Origin of the sequence: Methylobacterium durans, from assembly GCF_003173715.1 — a bacterium.
GTDB classification, from domain to species: Bacteria; Pseudomonadota; Alphaproteobacteria; order Rhizobiales; family Beijerinckiaceae; genus Methylobacterium; species Methylobacterium durans.
Map to the genome: position 1 here is coordinate 4,391,268 of NZ_CP029550.1, position 17,450 is coordinate 4,408,717.

The following is a 17,450-nucleotide window of genomic DNA, read 5'->3' on the forward strand; positions in this document are numbered from 1 at the left end:
TTCCGGGCGGGAGCCGCGCCGATCACGCGACGTCGAGGGGAGCGACGGACTCGGGCCGGCCGTCGGGCCCGAGCGTGATCTTCTGGATGCGCGCCTCAGCTCGCTTCAGCAGCATCTCGCAATGCTGCTTGAGCCGCTCGCCGCGCTCGTAGATCGCTACGGATTCGTCGAGGGGCACATCCCCCCGCTCCAGCCGGCGCACGATCTCCTCCAGCTGCTCGAGAGCCTTCTCGAACGGCAGATCGCTAGTCCCGGACACGCCGGTCGTTGACGCCGGCGGGGCGGCGGCAGATCGAGCTTCGGTCATCCCTCGTGTCCCTTTGTTCCGGTTCTAAGGCGGGGCGCCGGGGCGGCACAACCCTGCCTGGCCGCCGGCTCATCTGATTCGTCGGTGGTGGCGGCGTTTCGGTCACAGTCCCGGTATTTTGTACGGGCGTCGTGCTCAGCCGATGACGAGGTGGAACGGCTCGCCCTCGAAAGCCTCGGCACCCCGGCCGATCGCCGCGATCGCCGCGACCATACGGCCCTCCCGCCCGAGCAGGCGGTCGCCGATCTCGACGAAGAGCCGGTTCGGGGTCGCCGAGGGCGAGGCGCGGCGCAGCGCCTGCGCGATCTCGGCCTCGTCGCGCTCCGGCGCCATGGCGCAGGCCGCGATGAAGGCGGCCGCCGTCGAGCGGCTGATTCCGGCGTAGCAGTGAATCACGAGGGGGCGCTCGCGGGGCCATGCGCGGACGAAATCGAGGATCTGGCCGATATGCTCCTCGGCCGGGAGCACGTGTCCGTCGAGCGGCGCGACGATGTCGCTGACCCCGACGACGCCGTGGCACTCGGCCCGGATCGCCGCGGGCCGCTCCATCGGCGTCCCGACATTGACCAGGGTGAGGACGTGGCTCGCCCCCGTCTCGGCGACGGTCTCGGGCAGGCGCGACAGGGAGCAGACGTGAAGACGGGGCATCGGGATCAGCCTGCGAGCGCGTGGAACCGAGCGAGGTAGCGCGCCTGCGCCTCGGCGGTCGGCCAGGGCTCGGCGAGCGCCGTCACGGCGGGCGGCATCTCCTCGGGCCGTCCGAAATAGCGGGCCGCCTCGTCGGCCGCAAAGCCCGCGAGCCGCGTCGCCTCGAGATGGGCAGCGATCCGATCGGCGCGCTTGACGGCGCGCGCCAGGACGGGGCCTGGCGCCTCCAGGCCGAAGCGGCGGCGGATCGCGGTAAGCAGCCGCCGCTCCACCCCCTTGTAGGAATCGCCGATCGCGGCCTTGAGGGGCGAGATGATGTCGCCGACCACGTATTCGGGCGCGTCGTGGAGCAGGAATTCGAGGCGCTGCGCTGCGCCTGCCGCGGGCAGAATCTCGCCGCCGATCGCCTCGACCAAAAGCGAGTGCTGAGCCACCGAGAAGACGTGCGGACCCGCCGTCTGCCCGTTCCAGCGGGCGACCCGGGCGAGCCCGTGAGCGATGTCGGCGATCTCGACGTCGAGGGGCGAGGGGTCGAGAAGGTCGAGGCGACGCCCCGACAGCATCCGCTGCCACGCCCGCGGCGGCCGGGCGCTCACGCGGGCCGCTGGAGCGGCGCGGCGCGGCCGAGTTCGGCGCAGACGCCATGCCGATGGCAGCCGAGGAGGTGGTCGTTGACCATGCCGACCGCCTGCATGAAGGCGTGGACGATGGTGGGACCGACGAAGGCGAATCCCTCCCCCTTCAGGGCCTTCGACATCGCCCGCGAGACCGCCGTCTCGGTGGCGATGTCGGCCCGGGTGCGGGCGCCGCCTTGGAGCGGGCGCCCGTCCACGAAATTCCACAGGACGTGAGAGAAGCCGGGACCCCGCTCCATGATCCGCAGGTAGGCGCGGGCGCTGCCGATGGCGCCGACGATCTTGGCGCGGTTGCGGATGATGCCGACGTCCTGCATCAGCCGCGCGACGTCGGTTTCCGTGAACCGGGCGACACGCTCCGGCTCGAAGCCCGCGAAGGCCCGGCGAAACCCCTCCCGGCGCTTCAGGATGGTGATCCAGGAAAGGCCCGCCTGGAACCCGTCGAGGATCAGCTTCTCGTAGAGGGCCCGGTCGTCGAACTCGGGCACGCCCCATTCCGTGTCGTGATAGGCGACGTAGAGCGGGTCGAGCCCCGCCCACCAGCAGCGGGCGCAGCCGTCGGAATGGGTGATGAGGCCGGAATCCGGGCGGAGCGTCTCGGGCTGCGTCGCCATCGGAGTCAGACCGCGGCCGTGTCCGCTGCGGCCGGCCACGCGAAGGTCGCGAAGGCCGGCCTTTCGACGGCGATAAGCCGCCCGTCCGCCCGCAGGGTCTCGCCGGCCGCGAGCGCGTCGGCGAGCCGGTCGAGGCGCAGCATGGCGAGGCTGCGCCCACCCGCGGCCGAGCCCGTGCTGCCCAGGCTCTTCTGTCCCGCCGTCACCTCGCTGAAGGGGGCGGGCGCCTCACCCTCGGGTAGAGCGCCGGCACGATCCGGGTGCGCGCCGTGCCCCGGTGCTGCATGCGGGAGACGACCTCCTGGCCGACATAGCAGCCCTTGCGGAAATCGACGCCGCCGAGCTGGTCCATCAGCGCCTCGTGCGGGAAGGCGTCGCCGAAGGCGAAATCGCGCCCGCCCTCCGGCACGCCGAGCCGGATGCGGTGCGCATGGTAGTCGGCCTCGGTCGCGTCGGCCGAGAAGGCGGCCGGCGCGGCGTAGAGGCGGGCGCCGAGCTCGGCCAGGCGGCCATCGGCGACGCACTCCACCTCTGCGGCGGTCCCTGCACCGTTCCAGGCGGCGGCGATGGCGAGCGCCGGATCGGCCGCGATGCCGACCTTGGCGCGCAGCCTGTAGAGGCTCAAGCGCTTCGCGAGATCGCCGGCCCGCTCGGCCGCGCCGTCGAGGCGGAAGCCGCCCGGCATCCGCGAGGTCAGGAAATCGAACTGGATCTTGCCCTGCGGCGTCAGCAGGGCGCCGAGACGCGCCACGCCCTCGGGCAGATCCTCGACGTTGCAGGTGATCACGCCCTGCAGGAAGCCTTGCGCCTCCTCGCCGGTGACGGTGACGACGGCGCGGTCCGGCAGCAGGGCGATCGGCATGGGGCTTCCGCTCGAAACGTTGCGTGTGGCGAGGCGCTGACACATAAGCCGCCGCAGGCCGCGTCTCAACGTGTCGGCCTCCTGAGCCCGGAGCCCGAACCCGATGGAAGAGCCCTTCGAACTCGTCCTCCACGGCGGCACCCTCGTCAACCAGGACGGCGAGCACCGGACCGATCTCGGCATCCGCGCGGGGCGCGTCGCCGCGATCGGGACCTTGACCGGGGCAGCGGCGGCCGAGCGGCAGGATTGCACCGGCCTCCACCTCCTGCCGGGGGTGATCGACACGCAGGTGCATTTCCGCGAGCCCGGCCTCGACCACAAGGAGGATCTCGAATCCGGCTCGCGCGCGGCCGTCATGGGCGGCGTCACGGCCGTCTTCGAGATGCCGAACACCGTGCCGCAGACGACGAGCGCCGAGGCGCTGGCCGACAAGATCGGCCGCGCCTACCACCGGATGCACTGCGACTTCGCCTTCTGGGTCGGCGGCACGCACGAGAACGCGCATCAGGTGGCCGAGCTGGAACGGCTGCCGGGTGCCGCCGGGATCAAGGTCTTCGTCGGCTCCTCGACCGGCTCCCTTCTCGTCGAGGACGATGCGGGCGTCCGCGAGATCCTTTCCCGTATCCGTCGCCGCGCCGCCTTCCACGCGGAGGACGAGCCCATGCTCCGGGAGCGCAAGGACCTGAGGGTTCCGGGCGATCCGGCCTCGCACCCGGTCTGGCGCTCGCCGGAAGCGGCGCTCAAGGCGACCCGGCGCCTCGTGGCGCTCGCCCACGAGACGGGCGCGCGCATCCACATCCTGCACGTCTCGACGGCCGAGGAGATGCACTTCCTCGGCGCGCACAAGGACGTGGCGAGCGTCGAGGTGACGCCCCACCACCTCACCCTCGACGGGACGGAAGCCTATGCCCGCCTCGGCACACTGGTGCAGATGAACCCGCCGGTGCGGGATGCGGCCCATCGGGACGTGCTCTGGTGGGGGTTACGCCAGGGCGTCGCGGACATCCTGGGCTCGGACCACGCGCCCCACACGCTGGCGGAAAAGAGCAAGAGCTACCCGGACTCGCCCTCGGGCATGACCGGGGTGCAAACCCTCGTCCCGACGATGCTCGACCACGTGGCCGCGGGTCGCTTGTCGCTCGCCCGGTTCGTCGACCTGACCAGCGCCGGTCCGCAACGGCTCTTCGGCATCGCCCGCAAAGGGCGCCTCGCGCTGGGCTACGACGCCGACGTCACGGTGGTGGACCTGAAGCGCCGCGAGACGATCCGCAACGGCTGGATCGCCTCGAAATGCGGCTGGACCCCGTACGATGGCGTCACCGTCACCGGCTGGCCGGTCGGCACGGTGGTGCGGGGCAGACGCGTGATGTGGGAGGGCGCGCTGACCGCGCCCGGTACCGGCGAGCCCGTGCTGTTCTCGGAGACGCTGGCGGCGCGCTGATCTCGGCCGTTCTCGCGCGACGCGCCCGCTCAGTGCTGCAGGGTGGTGGTGAAGGCTCCGCCGCGGATGCGCTCCGGGAAACCTTCCGCATATCGGGCCGTGGCTTCCTCGCCGTAGGTCATCACGAGTTCCTGGAAGGCCGCGAAGAGGGCGGCCTGGGCCATGCAGTCGCCGTCGAGCCCGTCGAGGCAGCCTTCCGCGAAGGCCTCGGAGACGTAGCTCAGCGCCGCGCGCTTCTCGTCGACGTCCGCCTCGAAGGGCACGGTTCCGGAAGTGTTTGGCATGGCGTCACGGCATCTGTGGGCGCCGAGAGGACACCCGGCGATGGAGCGGATGATAGGATGGGGCCGAGCGCCCGACCAGCCGGGAATTGCGAAGAGGTTAACGCCGGCGGACGATTTGGAAGGTTTTTCGCGGACGACTGCACCTGTGACACAGGTGCATCAGCCGCCGAACCGGCCCGCCAGATCGTGGGAGAGGCGCTCGCCCTCGGCAAGGAAGCGCCCGGCGGCCTCGTGGGCCGCCTGCGTGCAGGTCCGGTAGGTCAGGCTGTAGCCGCGATAGCCCCGATTGTAGGCACCCGCGAGCCGGTCGCGCCGGTTCGCGGTGATGCCCTCCGCGTCGATGAGTGCCTTCATCCGGCTCGGCCACTCGTTCGCGTCGGGGTTGGCGCAGAGGCCGCGCAGGAATGCGAGCGAGCCGATGATCTCGGAGAGCCGCATCAGGTCGCGGTCGTAGGGCGGGGGCGGCGGCTCCGCGGGGGCGGGGGGCGCCTTGTCCTTCTCCGCGGGCTTGGCGGCCGGCCGGGCGCCGCCCCGCTGCTGCGCCTGAAGGTCCGGCGGCAGGGCGAGCGGGAGAACGAGCAGCAGGGCGAGGCACAGGCGGCACAGGGCCGCGCGCAGCCCATCCATCGGAATCCGGCTCATGCCGCGCTCTCGGCGGTATGCCGCTCGACGGCGGCGAACGCCTCCGCCAGCGTTCGGCCGAGCCCCGGCGTCGTGGCGAGCGCCTCGACCTCGTCCGGGCGCGCCCAGCGCACGCCGAGGGCCTCGGGTCCCGGCACGGCCTCGCCGCCGCACCAGAGCGCGGCGTGCGGGTGCACGACGTAATGGTGACGGACGCGGCCCTCCGCGTCGCGCTCGATGATCTCGGTCGGGCTCAGCACGGCGACGACGGTGGCGTCGAGCCCGACTTCCTCGGCGAGTTCCCGGCGCGCCGCCTCGGACAATCCCTCGCCGGCCTCGACGAGGCCGCCTGGAAGCGTCCAGACGCCGCGCATCGGCTCGTTGGCCCGGGCCGCCAGCAGCACGCGCCCGTCCCGGATCACAGCGATCGAGGCCCCCACGAAGGGCCGGGCGGGGAAAAGGCGCACGGTCTCGCTCATCGGCTCCTGCCCTCAAAGGCGATGACGGCGACCCGGCCGTCGGCGAGGCCGACGAGCAGGCGGACGGCCTCGCCACGGCCGAGGGCCGCGACGCCGAAACCGGCCGTGCCGGGAAGGGCGGCGCGGGCGCGCTCCGCGAGGCCGCCCTTGAAGCCCAGGACAGCGAGGCTCGCCCGGTCGGCGGTGGGCAGGGCGAGATCCGGGACGCCGTCACGGTCGAGATCGAGACTGGCGGCGAGCGCCGTCTCGCCGTCGCCGCCCGCGAAGCCCGTCCGCTCGGCCGCCAGGGCGAAGGCGCCGTTGGCGTAGGACCAGAGCTGGAGGTTCGTCCCGGTCACGGTCGCCGTCTGCATCTGCCCGGTGCCTGAGAAATCGGCGACGCCCGCGATCGAGAGCGGGCCGCCGGGCTGCGGCGGCGTGCGCGCGATCACTGCCCAGGGCACGCCCGGCGCCTCGCCCAGGCGGTCGACGAGGACCAGCGACGAAGCCTCCGCTCCCTGTCGCGTCGCCGCCAGGATCGCGGTCCGGGCGCAGATGCGGACGGTATGCGGGCGCTCGCGGGAGAACACGGCATCGGGGCCGGCCGGAACCGTCACGGTGGCGACCGGAACCGGCTTCGGATCGGCGCTGACCGCGACCGGCTGGCGCTCGCGGATGGTGAGGCCGGCGGCCGATGGCGCGCCGTCGCCCGCGGCGCGGGTCGGCCCGGTCAGGTAGGCGCTCAAGGGGCCGGAAAGGGCGCGGCGGGTGCCGGGCAGGGCGCCGCGCGGCGTCTCGGCCGCGGCAAGGCCCTCGATCGCTTCGGATCCCAGAAGCGTCGCGCGCACCTGCCCCTCGGCAAGGGTGAGGGCGGCGCCCCCGTCCTCGCCCCAGACGACGACGAGGGGTGCCTCCTCGTCCCCGGGAGATGCCCTGTCGGCCGCGGCGCCCTTCGGCCGGGCGAGCGGCAGGAGTCCAGAAGTGGCGACCGCCACGGCGACCTCGCTGCCGGGGCCGCGCATGGCCTTGGCCCGGAAGGGCAGGTCGAGGATCGTCACCGAGGGCTCCGCCGCGGCGGGAGCGGTGAGGAACAGGAGAGCGAGCAGGAGAGCGGCAGGACCGCGCTCAGACATGCTGCCCGCCGTTGATGTGCAACTCCGCCCCGTTCACGTAGGACGAGGCCTCGGTGCACAGGAAGTAGATGGCCTTGGCCACCTCGTCGGGCGTGCCGAGGCGCCGCTGCGGGATCTGCTCGACCAGCTTCTCGGTGCCGGGTGACAGGATGGATGTGTCGATCTCGCCAGGCGAGATCGCGTTCACCCGCACGCCCAGCGGCCCGAAATCGGCCGCCATCTCGCGGGTGAGGGCCGCGAGCGCCGCCTTCGAGGTGCCGTAGGCGGCACCCGCGAAGGGATGGACCCGTGAGCCCGCGATCGAGGACACGTTGACGATCGAGCCGCGCGCTCGGGTCAGCTCGTCGCAGAGGCCCCGCGCGAGGAGGATCGGGGCGAAGAAATTGACCTGGAAGACCCGCTGCCAATCGGAGAAGGGCGTCCCGATGGCGCCGAGCCGCTCGCCCTCGGGACCCTTCGGCGAGATGCCCGCATTGTTGACGAGGGCGTGCAGGAGCCCGCCCTCGGCAGCGAGGCGCTCGGCCACCTCCTTGACGGCGCGCACCGTGTCCTCGGCGTCGGCAAGATCGACCTGGAGATGGTCCTCGGGGCCCATCTCCCAAGGGCAGTTCTCGGGAAAGGGATGGCGCGAGCAGGTGATGACGCGCCAGCCCGCGGCCGAGAAGCGCTTGACGGTGGCGTGGCCGATGCCGCGGCTCGCCCCCGTGAGCAGCATGACGCGCCGACGTTCGTTGCCGGATGAAGCCAAGGCCGTGCCTCTCGATCTGCGCGGACGGGCCGACGAAGGGTCCGGCGGGCCGCCGCCCAGCCCGTCAGGTCTAAGCGGAGCGCCCCCGGAAATCCAGGGTCCGTGCCGCGCCGCAGCATGCGCCGTCAGGGATAGAGTCGCGATCGGCTCCAGCCCGCTCCCGCGCGCGTGAAGCGGATGCGGTCGTGCAGGCGATACTCGCCGTTCTGCCAGAACTCGATCGCGACCGGCTCGATCCGGAAGCCCGTCCAATGCTCGGGTCGGGGCACGGGCGCGTTCTCGTAGCGCGCCGCGAGATCCGCGACCTCGGCCATCAGGGTCGGCCGGTCGGTCAGCGGGCGGGACTGGCGACTCGCATGCGCACCGATCCGGCTGTCGCGGTGGCGGCTCGCGAAATAGGCGTCAGCCTCCTCAGCCGTGACGCGCGTCACGGCGCCGCGGGCCCGCACCTGCCGGCGCAGGCTCTTCCAATGCAGCACGATCGCGGCCTGCGGATTCTGAGCGAGTTCCTCGCCTTTGGCGGACTGCACGTTCGTGTAGAAGACGAAGCCGCCCCGATCCGCGCCTTTCAGGAGCACGATCCGCACGTCGGGCAGCCCGTCCGACCCGGCGGTCGCGAGCGCCATCGCGTTCGGGTCCTCGGGCTCCGATCTCTCCGCCTCCGCCATCCAGGCGGCGAAGAGCGGCCAGGGATCCTCGGCGAGGGTGAAATCCGCAAGGGCCGCGCCGGCAAGCGCCGGCTCATCGATCTTTAACCGATCCACGCTCAAATCCTCAGCCGTGACATCCGGGTCGGGGGGCACGGGCGTGATCACGTTCGTGTCGCGTCGTGCCGGGATTGAGTTCAGGTGTAATGCGTCGTCGCGACTGTAAAGCCTCTTTTCCCGCGGCGCCGGGGCGCAATGCGTGCAGGGCCGCCGCGACCGCGGCCTCCGTCGCCGGCCTGATCCTGACCCTGTGCGGCTGCGGCCAGCCCCTGATCACCTTCCAGAGCGAGACGACGCCCAAGGCAGAAGCCGCCGTGCTGCCGGAGCCGACCGTGACCGGCAGCATCAGCAAGCGCCCAGCGAGCTTCGGCGCGGATCTCGGCGAGGAGGATTGGCGCCGCGCCCGGGCGGCGCTCGGCGTCGCCCTGGATCCGCAGGGCAACGGCCGCCCGGTCAAGTGGGACAATCCGGAGACGAGCCTGCGGGGTTCGGTGAACCCGACCGGGCTCCCCTACGTTTCGAACGACGAGATCTGCCGCGATTTCCTCGCGACGGTGATCACACCGGAGACGAGTCGCTTCGTGCGCGGGACCGGCTGTAAGCTCTCCGGCGGCTCCTGGGAGCTGAAACGGCTGCGGACGAGCCGCGCCGGCTGACCGGCGGGACCGCACGCGCCGCGCCGGCAGGCTTGACGCGAGGCCGCGTTGCTCCGACCTTTCGTGACCGAGGGCGTTGCACGGACGCAACATGTCCGCCACATGACGGTCCGACCCATCTGACCGCCGGACCCGGCGGCGCCGAGATCCGAAACGAGAGATGCGCAACCCCTACGACGTTCTGGGAATCCCGAAGGGAGCGAGCGAGGCCGACATCAAGCGCGCCTATCGCAAGCTCGCCAAGGCCCATCACCCCGATCGCAACAAGGACGACGCCCGCGCGAAGGACCGCTTCGCCGAGGCGAATTCCGCCTACGAGATCCTCGGCGACCCGGCCAAGCGCGCGCAGTTCGACCGCGGTGAGATCGACGCCGACGGCAAGCCGCGGGCGACCGGGTTCGAAGGCTTTTCGGGCTTCGGCGGAGGGCGCGCCAATTCCTTCGATTTCGAGGGCATGGCGCGCAGCCGCGCCGCGGGCGGCGGAGGGGGCGGCGGCATCGGGGAGGACATCTTCTCGCACCTGTTCGGCGAGGCGTTCCGCGCCGGCGGCGCGGGGCCCGGCGGAGCGGGCGGCGCCGGCGGCTTCCAGCGCGGCGGTCCCGTCAGGGGCGACGACGTCCAGGCGGAGCTCAGCGTGACGCTCGAGCAGGTCGGCAGCGAGGAGAAGCTGCGCCTCGGCCTGCCGACCGGCCGCGAGGTCGATGTGGTGATCCCCCGCGGTGTGGTCGACGGCCAGACCATCCGCCTGCGCGGCCTCGGCCATCCCGCGGCGAACCTGCGCGGTGAGCCCGGCGACGCGCTCCTGACCATCCGCGTCCTGCCCCATGCCCGCTTCAAGCAGGAGGGAGCGGACCTGCGCACCACCGTCGACGTGCCGCTGGAGGATGCGGTGCTCGGCGGCGCCATCCGCGTTCCGACGCTGACCGGCGCGGTCGAGATGCGCATGCCGCCGATGACGAGTTCGGGCCGCACCTTCCGCCTGCGCGGCAAGGGCCTGCCGAAGAAGGACGGCAGCCGCGGCGACCTGCTCGCGACCACGGCCATCGTTCTGCCTGGCAGCGCCGACCCGGCGCTGACCGAGTACGCCCAGAGCCGGCGCGGGGCCAAGGCCGAGTAACCTCGACCGCCGCGTCCCGGACTTCCCCCCTCCGCGCACCTCCGCTAAGGATGCCCGCTGTGCGGACCCGGCCTTCCTGGCTGCGCGCCACGGGCCTTCAGCGTTTCAGGTGACTCATGGCGGACATCGACCCGGTTGACGCTCGCGGCGACGGACATGCGTCCGGAACCGGGATTCTGGCGGGCAAGCGGGGCATCGTGCTCGGCGTCGCCAACAACCGCTCGATCGCCTGGGGCATCGCCAAGAGCGCCCGCGCCCACGGGGCCGAGCTCGCCTTCACGTACCAGGGCGACGCCCTGAAGAAGCGCGTCGAGCCCCTGGCGCGCGAGCTCGACGCCCACGTGATCGGCCATTGCGACGTCACCGATCCGGCCTCGATCGACGCGGTGTTCGACGCGGCCGCCTCCGCTTTCCCGGGCGGGATCGATTTCGTCATCCACTGCATCGCCTTCTCGGACAAGGACGAGCTGACCGGCCGCTACATTGAGACGAGCGAAGGCAACTTCACGAAGTCGCTCCTGATCTCCTGCTACTCGTTCACGGCGGTCGCCCAGCGCGCCGAGAAGCTGATGCGCAACGGCGGCTCGCTCCTCACGCTGACCTATTACGGCGCCGAGAAGTGGATGCCGCACTACAACGTCATGGGCGTGGCCAAGGCAGCGCTCGAAGCCTCGGTGCGCTACCTCGCCGCGGATCTCGGCCCCCAGAAGATCCGCGTCAACGCGATCTCCGCCGGCCCGATCAAGACCCTCGCCGCCTCCGGCATCGGCGACTTCCGCTACATACTCAAGTGGAACGAGTACAACGCTCCCTTGCGCCGAACGGTGACCATCGACGAGGTCGGCGAGACGGCGGCCTATCTCGTCTCCGACATGTCCCGCGGCATGACCGGCGAGATCCTGCACGTCGATGCCGGCTACCACGTCGTCGGCATGAAGAATCCCGAGGCGCCGGACCTGTCGCTCGACAAGGACTGAGCCCGCGCTCAGTCCGGCACCGTCATCCCCGCGATGCCCTCGGGCGCGTCCGGGTAGCGCGGATCCATCGCCTCCAGCGTGTCGGCGATGGTGCGGGCGACGACGAGATTGCGGAACCATTTTCGGTTCGCCGGTACCACGTGCCAGGGCGCGTAGGGCGTCGAGCAGCGGGTCAGCGCGTCGCCGAAGGCGGACTGATACGCGTCCCAGGATTCGCGCTCGACGAGATCGGCCGGGTCGAACTTCCAGTGCTTGGCCGGGTCCGCGATGCGGGCCTCGAGCCGCTCCTTCTGCTCCGCCCGCGAGATGTGGAGGAAGAACTTCAGCACCTGCGTGCCGGAGGCCGTCAGCAGCCGCTCGAAATCGTTGATCAGGCCGTAGCGCCCCCGCCAGATCTCCTCCGGAACGAGATGCTTCACCCGCACCACGAGCACGTCCTCGTAGTGGCTACGGTTGAACACTCCGATCATGCCTCGGCCCGGCGTCCGCTGGTGATAGCGCCAGAGGAAGTCGTGATCGAGTTCGACGGTCGTGGGTGCCTTGAAGGAGGAGACCTCGCAGCCCTGCGGGTTCACACCTTCGAGCACGGCGCGGATCGTGCCGTCCTTGCCGCCGGTGTCGATGGCCTGGAAGACCACGAGCAGGCTGCGGCGGCGCTCGGCGTAGAGCCGCTCCTGCAATTCCTGGATCCGCGCGCGCTCAGCGAGCAGAGCCTCCTTCGCCACGGCCTTGTCGAGCCCGCCATCGGCGTCCGGGTCGATGCGGTCGAGTTCGCAGACGTGGCCGGGCGTGACCGTCACGATGCCGGGAGCAGCCGGCACGACGACGGGCGCGTGACCGCCGATCAGGGCAGGTGCCGCACCCGCGATCTCCGAGACCGCTCCGGCCCAGGCGGCGGAGGAAGGCGGCCGGTCCCGAGCCGACTGCCGGAGAGAGTCCTGCGACATTGTCACGCCGGTCGACCGGTCGCGCTGGCCCTCGGCGTGCTTGCCGTGTTTCTTCGACATGACGACTCTCTATCGCTCGCAATCGATGGGGCCGGAAGCGGACCCTCTGGAGGTTCGCGTGGGTGCGAAAACGATCGGCAGGCTGAGCCGTTCCGGCAAGAGGCCGTGCGAGCGTCTTTTCGGTCTGCCGCCCCGCGGGCCCAAACGGAATCTGCCCGGCTCCGCCCTCTGACCCGCAATGCCAACCATCTACTTCGTGCGCCACGGCCAGACGGACTGGAACGCGGAAGGGCGCCTCCAGGGTCAGCGCGACACCCGGCTGAACGGCACCGGCCTCCGGCAGGCCGAGGAGGCTGCCGACCGGCTGCGCGCGCTCACCGGCGACCGCTTCGCCGGGCTGGACTTCGTCGCGAGCCCGCTCAGCCGCACGCGCCGGACCATGGAGGCCCTGCGCGGCTGCCTCAACCTGTCGCCGGAGGATTACCGGGTCGACGACCGGCTCAAGGAGATTGGCTTCGGCGCCTGGGAAGGGTCGACCTGGGCCGAAATTCGTCGCCGGGATCCGGCGGGCGCCGCGGCCCGCGATCGGGACCGCTGGGGCTATCAGCCGCCCGGATTCGGCGGCGAGAGCTACGCGATGCTGACCGAGCGCGTCGCTCCCGCGCTCCGCGACCTCGACGCACCGACGGTCATGGTGGCGCATGGCGGCGTCGCGCGGGCGATCCTGGTGGCGCGCGGCTACCTGGATCCTTGGGCGGCGCCGCGGATCGGCATTCGCCAGGGCGGCGTCCTCGTCCTCGATGCGGACGGTTGGCGCTGGGTGTGACCCGGGCTCGGATGTGCGAGGCCCAGGCTCCGTCTCCTGTCCCGAGGCCCTGCCGCGGCACCCCATGCGAATCGGGGCCGGGTGGGGCCGTTCGGACGACCCGCCTGTTGCTCGGGAAGCCCATCTGCCCCAGGAACGTTCAAGACCGGTTCAACCTGCCCGCGCTACGGTCGTCGGCTGATCGCCTCGCGGCCTCCGAACGAGGGCCGCGCCGAGCGATCCCGGCCCCTCAACGTCGGGCCGCCTCGATAACGGCACGATCCGGGAACAAAGACCCGTCGAACGATGGCTCCCGACCGCGCGGGAGCCGGGAGCGGAGCAACGTCAGTCCAATGACCAGTGTCGCCGAGATGACCCGGCCGCGGGCGGACCTGCGCGCGGAGGCGGGACCGCTCTCCGGCCGCGCCTTCCTGCGCGGGACCCTGCGGCCTGACCTGATCCGCGACGAGGTGCTGGCCGAGATTTTTCTGGCGACCGCCGCCGCGCGGCCGGACCACCCGGCCCTCATCGATGGCTCCGCCCGCGGGACGGACGGCCGCCATCCGCACCTGACCTATGCCGAGATGGAGAGCCGCGCCCGAGCCGTGGCGACGGCCCTTGCCCATCGCGGTATCGGGCCGGGCGACGTCGTCGGCCTCTGGATGGCGCGCGGCCTCGATCTCCTCGTCGCGCAGGTTGGCATCACGCTGTCGGGCGCCGCCTGGCTCCCTTTCGACGCTGAGGCGCCGGCTGACCGCGTCGCGGTCTGCCTCCGGGATGCCGAGGCGCGGGCGCTCCTCGTCTCATCTGCATTGAAGCCCGAGGCGCCGGACGCCGCGCCGGCCCTGACGCTCGCCGACCTCGCCGCCGGGACCCCGGCCGACGCGCCCCTGCCAGATCCGCGGGCGGCGGGGCTCACGCCGGAGCATCCGGCCTACCTCATCTACACCTCGGGCTCGACCGGCGTGCCGAAGGGCATCGTCATCAGCCACGCCAACATCTGCCACTTCCTGCGCTCCGGAAACGCACTCTACGGCATGCGGGCCGACGACGTGGTGTTCCAGGGCGCGTCCGTCGCGTTCGACCTCTCGATGGAGGAGATCTGGGTCCCCTACCTCGTCGGGGCGTCCCTCTTCGTCGCCTCGCCCGCCATGATGGGCGATGTCGAGGCGCTGCCCGGCATCCTCACGGAAGCCGGCTGCACCGTGCTCGACACGGTGCCGACGCTGCTCGCCATGATCAGCCGGGACCTGCCGAGCGTGCGCCTCGTGCTCCTCGGAGGCGAGGCGTTGCCCGAGCCCCTGATCGCCCGCTGGGCCACGTCCGGACGCCAGCTCTTCAACACCTACGGGCCGACCGAGGCGACGGTGGTGGCGACCGCCGCCGAGATGCGCCCGGGCGAACCGGTTACCATCGGCGGCCCGATCCCGAACTACACGGTCTACGTCGCCGACGAGGCCCTGAACCTGCTCGGGCCCGGCGAGCCCGGCGAACTCCTGATCGGAGGCCCCGGAATCGCCAAGGGCTACCTGCAGCGCCCGGAACTGACGGCCGAGAAATTCGTCGCCAACCCCTTCGTGGAGGACGGGCTGGACCCGGTGCTCTACCGCTCGGGCGATGCCGTGTCCCTCGACCCGCAGGGCAACATCCTCTTCCACGGCCGCATCGACGATCAGGTCAAGATCCGCGGTTTCCGGGTCGAGCTCGGCGAGATCGAGGCACGCATCCAGGCCCAGTCCGGCATCAATCAGGCCGCGGTGGTGCTGCGCCAGGACGACGGCGTCGACCGCCTCGTCGCCTTCCTCGTGCCCGAGCGCGGCGCCGCGGTCGACAAGGGGGAGCTGCGCCAGACGCTCGCCGGCCAAATGCCTCCCTACATGGTGCCGGGCCATTTCGAGTTCGTGGAACACCTGCCGCGCCTCACCTCCGGCAAGGTCGACCGCAAGACGCTGAAGGTCGCGCCACTCACGGTGACGAGCGTCGAGGGCGAACAGGAGCCTCCGCACAACGAGACCGAGGCGGCCTTGCTCGCCGCCGCCAACCAGGTCTTCGGCGCGCAGCCGATGCCCTTCGAGGCCGATTTCTTCTCGGATCTCGGCGGCCATTCCCTGCTCGCCGCGCGCTTCGTCTCCGCGGTGCGCGAGACGCCGGCGCTCGCGGCGATCACCCTGCAGGACGTCTACGGCAAGCGGACGCTCCGGGCGATGGCGGACGCGCTCATCGAGCGCACCGGCGGTGTCGGCTCGGAGGCGGCCGTGCGCGACCTCGGCTTCGCGGCGCCGCCCCTCCTGCGCCGGGCCCTGTGCGGCCTCGCCCAGGCCGTCGCGCTGCCCTTCGTGATCGCGCTCGCCACCTCGCAGTGGCTCGGTATCTTCGTCACCTACCTGCTGCTCACCGGCGGCTCGCTCGGCTTCTTCGGCGAGATGGCGGTGCTGCTCCTCGTCTATATCGGCATCAACGCGGTGACCGCCTGCACCGCGCTGGCGGCCAAGTGGATCGTGCTCGGGCGGACGAAGCCCGGCCGCTACCCGCTCTGGGGTGTTTACTACTACCGCTGGTGGCTGGCGCAGCGCCTGACCCCCCTCGTCCACATCAAGTGGTTGCAGGGCTCCCCCGTGATCGCGATCTACCTCCGGATGCTCGGCGCGAAGATCGGACGCGACGCGCTCATCTCCGACATCGAGGTCGGCGCGCCGGACCTCCTCAGCATCGGCGACGGCGCATCGCTCGGCGGCCGCCTCGTCATCGCGAATGCCGAGGTGGTGGGCAACGAACTCGTCATCGGCCGCGTCGAGATCGGGCCCGATGTCGCGATCGGCACCTCCTGCGTCGTCAGCCACGACACCGTGATCGGTGCGGGTGCCGAGATCGCGGATCTGACGACCGTGCCCACCGGCAGCCGCGTCGGCGCGTGCGAGCGCTGGGACGGCTCGCCCGGCCGCAAGGTCGGCCACGCCGAGACGGCGCATGTCGAGCCCGCCGCGGCCTCGCCCCGGCGCCGCGCGGCGTTCCTCGTCGCCTACGCATTGCTCCTGGCCGCGATCCCCGCCGTCGGCCTGCTGCCGATCTTCCCCGCCTTCTTCATCTTCGACCAGATCAGCGACAATCTCGGCGCGCTGACCGACATCGACTACCACTGGTACCTGCCGCTGCTGACCTGGCCCACCGCCATGCTGATGACGGCCGGCACCGTGCTGCTGATCGCGGCGATCCGCTGGCTGATCCTGCCGCGTGTCAGCTCCGGCACGTGGTCGATCTGGTCCGGCTTCTACCTGCGCAAATGGACCGTCGCTCTCGCGGCAGAGGTGACGCTGGAGACCCTCTCCTCGCTCTTCGCCACCGTCTACATGCGGGCTTGGTACCGGCTGATGGGCGCCCGGATGGGGCAGGGGGCCGAGATCTCCACGAATCTCGCCGGGCGCTACGACCTCGCCGACATCGGCGCGCACAACTTCATCGCCGACGAGGTCGTCTACGGCGAGGAGGAGATCCGGCACGGCTACATGCATCTCGAGCCTGTGCGCACCGGCGCGCGGGTCTTCGTCGGCAACGACGCGGTGGTGCCGCCCGGTGCGGTGATCCCGGACGACGTGCTCATCGGCATCAAGTCGAAGCCGCCGGAGAACGCGCTGATGGCGCCGGGCGACACGTGGTTCGGATCGCCGCCGATCAAGTTGCCGGTGCGCCAGAAGGTCGATCTCGGCTCGCTTGCCCAGACCTACGAGCCCGGGATCGGGCCAAAGCTCCGCCGCGGCATCTTCGAGGCTTTCGCGACCTCGTTCTCGCCGATGCTCTACATCACCCTCGCGATCACGGCCATCGACTTCTACTTCTACCCCGCGATCCTGGCCGAGGATTGGACCGGCCTAGCGATCAGTTTCGTGACCGTCAGCGTGGTGATCGCGATCATCCAGTCCTCGGCGGTTATCGCGTTGAAATGGCTGCTGATGGGCCGCTACAAGCCCGGCATGCGGCCGATGTGGTCGTGGTGGGCGATGCGCACGGAGGCGATCGCCGTCGCCTATTGGGGACTGGCCGGCAAGGTGCTCTTGGAGCATCTCCAGGGCACGCCGTTCCTGCCCTGGGTGCTGCGGCTGTTCGGCGTCAAGGTCGGGCAGGGGGTCTGCATGCTGACCACCGACATCACCGAGTTCGACTGCGTCCGGATCGGCGACTACGCCACGATCAACCGCACCTCGGCCCTGCAGACGCACCTCTACGAGGACCGGATCATGAAGGTCGGCCGCGTCGAGGTCGGGCGCGGCGTGTCGGTCGGCGCCTTCGCGACCGTGCTGTACGATACCCGGGTCGGCGACTACGCGCGCCTGCGCCCTCTCACGATCGTGATGAAGGGCGAGTCGATCCCGGCGCATACCGAATGGGAGGGCGCCCCGGCCGTACCGGTCGTCCACGCAGAGCCCGAGCGTACTGCAGCCTAAGGTTGTAGGTCCTGTGGATTGGGACGCTGAGGCAAGCCTTCGCGACGCGGC

17 protein-coding genes and 1 pseudogene are annotated in these 17,450 nt (G+C 71.2%); 6 read left to right on the plus strand and 12 right to left on the minus strand.

All coding sequences use genetic code 11. The annotated features are described in order from the left end of the window. Nucleotides 1-22: 22 nt before the first annotated feature. The 5 genes and pseudogenes from DK389_RS20125 to ygfZ all read right to left on the minus strand — a co-directional run bounded on the left by DK389_RS20125 (nt 23) and on the right by ygfZ (nt 3,066). Nucleotides 23-307 carry an exodeoxyribonuclease VII small subunit gene (locus DK389_RS20125; protein ID WP_109892204.1) on the minus strand — a complete coding sequence of 95 codons (285 nt, stop codon included), beginning with the start codon at nt 305-307 and terminating at the stop codon, nt 23-25. Nucleotides 308-442: 135 nt separating this feature from the next. After that, on the minus strand, nt 443-955 hold the full coding sequence (locus DK389_RS20130) for a tyrosine phosphatase family protein (RefSeq protein ID WP_109892206.1): 513 nt from the start codon (nt 953-955) through the stop codon (nt 443-445). A gap of 5 nt (nt 956-960) precedes the next feature. Continuing rightward, complete coding sequence (locus DK389_RS20135) at nt 961-1,518, minus strand: HD domain-containing protein (protein WP_109892208.1); 558 nt, start codon at nt 1,516-1,518, stop codon at nt 961-963. Nucleotides 1,519-1,547: 29 nt separating this feature from the next. Further along, nucleotides 1,548-2,204 carry a DNA-3-methyladenine glycosylase I gene (locus tag DK389_RS20140; RefSeq protein ID WP_109896638.1) on the minus strand — a complete coding sequence of 219 codons (657 nt, stop codon included), beginning with the start codon at nt 2,202-2,204 and terminating at the stop codon, nt 1,548-1,550. Nucleotides 2,205-2,209: 5 nt separating this feature from the next. Then, nucleotides 2,210-3,066, minus strand: a pseudogene (gene ygfZ / locus DK389_RS20145) (CAF17-like 4Fe-4S cluster assembly/insertion protein YgfZ). A gap of 103 nt (nt 3,067-3,169) precedes the next feature. Between ygfZ and DK389_RS20150 the strand changes: the two are divergent. Then, a complete protein-coding gene (locus tag DK389_RS20150) occupies nt 3,170-4,507 on the plus strand; it encodes a dihydroorotase (protein WP_109892210.1) in 1,338 nt (445 codons plus the stop codon). A 29-nt stretch (nt 4,508-4,536) separates the two neighbouring features. Here DK389_RS20150 and DK389_RS20155 read toward each other — a convergent pair whose 3' ends face one another. From DK389_RS20155 to pdxH, 6 genes are all read right to left on the minus strand, one after another. Continuing rightward, a complete protein-coding gene (locus DK389_RS20155; protein ID WP_109892212.1) occupies nt 4,537-4,791 on the minus strand; it encodes a hypothetical protein in 255 nt (84 codons plus the stop codon). Between the two features lie 159 nt (nt 4,792-4,950). Next, nucleotides 4,951-5,409 (minus strand): TIGR02301 family protein, encoded by a 459-nt coding sequence (locus tag DK389_RS20160; protein WP_109896640.1) that lies wholly within the window; start codon nt 5,407-5,409, stop codon nt 4,951-4,953. Between the two features lie 20 nt (nt 5,410-5,429). Continuing rightward, entirely contained in the window at nt 5,430-5,891 is a 462-nt protein-coding gene (locus tag DK389_RS20165) for an NUDIX hydrolase (protein ID WP_109892214.1), read from the minus strand. Continuing rightward, nucleotides 5,888-7,003 carry a VCBS repeat-containing protein gene (locus DK389_RS20170; protein ID WP_109892216.1) on the minus strand — a complete coding sequence of 372 codons (1,116 nt, stop codon included), beginning with the start codon at nt 7,001-7,003 and terminating at the stop codon, nt 5,888-5,890. Before DK389_RS20170 ends, DK389_RS20165 begins: the two co-directional genes overlap by 4 nt. Continuing rightward, a complete protein-coding gene (locus DK389_RS20175) occupies nt 6,996-7,718 on the minus strand; it encodes an SDR family NAD(P)-dependent oxidoreductase (RefSeq protein WP_109892218.1) in 723 nt (240 codons plus the stop codon). Before DK389_RS20175 ends, DK389_RS20170 begins: the two co-directional genes overlap by 8 nt. A gap of 158 nt (nt 7,719-7,876) precedes the next feature. Further along, nucleotides 7,877-8,521, minus strand: a complete 645-nt coding sequence (gene pdxH / locus DK389_RS20180) for a pyridoxamine 5'-phosphate oxidase (protein WP_418292069.1) — start codon at nt 8,519-8,521, stop codon at nt 7,877-7,879. An 83-nt stretch (nt 8,522-8,604) separates the two neighbouring features. Between pdxH and DK389_RS20185 the strand changes: the two genes are divergently transcribed. From DK389_RS20185 to fabI, 3 genes are all read left to right on the plus strand, one after another. Continuing rightward, nucleotides 8,605-9,114: an RT0821/Lpp0805 family surface protein gene (locus tag DK389_RS20185; RefSeq protein ID WP_109892220.1), complete on the plus strand. Its 510-nt coding sequence runs from the start codon at nt 8,605-8,607 to the stop codon at nt 9,112-9,114. A gap of 160 nt (nt 9,115-9,274) precedes the next feature. Continuing rightward, complete coding sequence (locus tag DK389_RS20190; RefSeq protein WP_109892222.1) at nt 9,275-10,231, plus strand: DnaJ C-terminal domain-containing protein; 957 nt, start codon at nt 9,275-9,277, stop codon at nt 10,229-10,231. Nucleotides 10,232-10,347: 116 nt separating this feature from the next. Further along, a complete protein-coding gene (gene fabI, locus DK389_RS20195; RefSeq protein ID WP_109892224.1) occupies nt 10,348-11,208 on the plus strand; it encodes an enoyl-ACP reductase FabI in 861 nt (286 codons plus the stop codon). Between the two features lie 8 nt (nt 11,209-11,216). Here the strand turns inward: fabI and DK389_RS20200 are convergent, their stop codons facing one another. After that, the gene (locus DK389_RS20200; protein ID WP_109892226.1) at nt 11,217-12,215 is read right to left on the minus strand and encodes a polyphosphate kinase 2 family protein; all 999 of its coding nucleotides are present in this window, start codon (nt 12,213-12,215) and stop codon (nt 11,217-11,219) included. A gap of 178 nt (nt 12,216-12,393) precedes the next feature. Here DK389_RS20200 and DK389_RS20205 point away from each other — a divergent pair, with 178 nt between their 5' ends. Both DK389_RS20205 and DK389_RS20210 read left to right on the plus strand, forming a co-directional pair. Beyond that, a complete protein-coding gene (locus DK389_RS20205; protein WP_109892228.1) occupies nt 12,394-12,981 on the plus strand; it encodes a histidine phosphatase family protein in 588 nt (195 codons plus the stop codon). A gap of 332 nt (nt 12,982-13,313) precedes the next feature. Further along, nucleotides 13,314-17,399, plus strand: coding sequence for a Pls/PosA family non-ribosomal peptide synthetase (locus DK389_RS20210; protein ID WP_109892230.1), 4,086 nt, complete (start codon nt 13,314-13,316; stop codon nt 17,397-17,399). Nucleotides 17,400-17,450 lie beyond the last annotated feature (51 nt).

What these genes read in the sequence shown, in the direction of transcription:
- DK389_RS20125 (WP_109892204.1), bottom strand. Translation starts at nt 307, where the DNA reads ATGACCGAAGCTCGATCTGCCGCCGCCCCGCCGGCGTCAACGACCGGC.
- DK389_RS20130 (WP_109892206.1), bottom strand. Translation starts at nt 955, where the DNA reads ATGCCCCGTCTTCACGTCTGCTCCCTGTCGCGCCTGCCCGAGACCGTC.
- DK389_RS20135 (WP_109892208.1), bottom strand. Translation starts at nt 1,518, where the DNA reads ATGCTGTCGGGGCGTCGCCTCGACCTTCTCGACCCCTCGCCCCTCGAC.
- DK389_RS20140 (WP_109896638.1), bottom strand. Translation starts at nt 2,204, where the DNA reads ATGGCGACGCAGCCCGAGACGCTCCGCCCGGATTCCGGCCTCATCACC.
- DK389_RS20150 (WP_109892210.1), top strand. Translation starts at nt 3,170, where the DNA reads ATGGAAGAGCCCTTCGAACTCGTCCTCCACGGCGGCACCCTCGTCAAC.
- DK389_RS20155 (WP_109892212.1), bottom strand. Translation starts at nt 4,791, where the DNA reads ATGCCAAACACTTCCGGAACCGTGCCCTTCGAGGCGGACGTCGACGAG.
- DK389_RS20165 (WP_109892214.1), bottom strand. Translation starts at nt 5,891, where the DNA reads ATGAGCGAGACCGTGCGCCTTTTCCCCGCCCGGCCCTTCGTGGGGGCC.
- DK389_RS20170 (WP_109892216.1), bottom strand. Translation starts at nt 7,003, where the DNA reads ATGTCTGAGCGCGGTCCTGCCGCTCTCCTGCTCGCTCTCCTGTTCCTC.
- DK389_RS20175 (WP_109892218.1), bottom strand. Translation starts at nt 7,718, where the DNA reads ATGCTGCTCACGGGGGCGAGCCGCGGCATCGGCCACGCCACCGTCAAG.
- DK389_RS20185 (WP_109892220.1), top strand. Translation starts at nt 8,605, where the DNA reads ATGCGTCGTCGCGACTGTAAAGCCTCTTTTCCCGCGGCGCCGGGGCGC.
- DK389_RS20190 (WP_109892222.1), top strand. Translation starts at nt 9,275, where the DNA reads ATGCGCAACCCCTACGACGTTCTGGGAATCCCGAAGGGAGCGAGCGAG.
- fabI (WP_109892224.1), top strand. Translation starts at nt 10,348, where the DNA reads ATGGCGGACATCGACCCGGTTGACGCTCGCGGCGACGGACATGCGTCC.
- DK389_RS20200 (WP_109892226.1), bottom strand. Translation starts at nt 12,215, where the DNA reads ATGTCGAAGAAACACGGCAAGCACGCCGAGGGCCAGCGCGACCGGTCG.
- DK389_RS20205 (WP_109892228.1), top strand. Translation starts at nt 12,394, where the DNA reads ATGCCAACCATCTACTTCGTGCGCCACGGCCAGACGGACTGGAACGCG.
- DK389_RS20210 (WP_109892230.1), top strand. Translation starts at nt 13,314, where the DNA reads ATGACCAGTGTCGCCGAGATGACCCGGCCGCGGGCGGACCTGCGCGCG.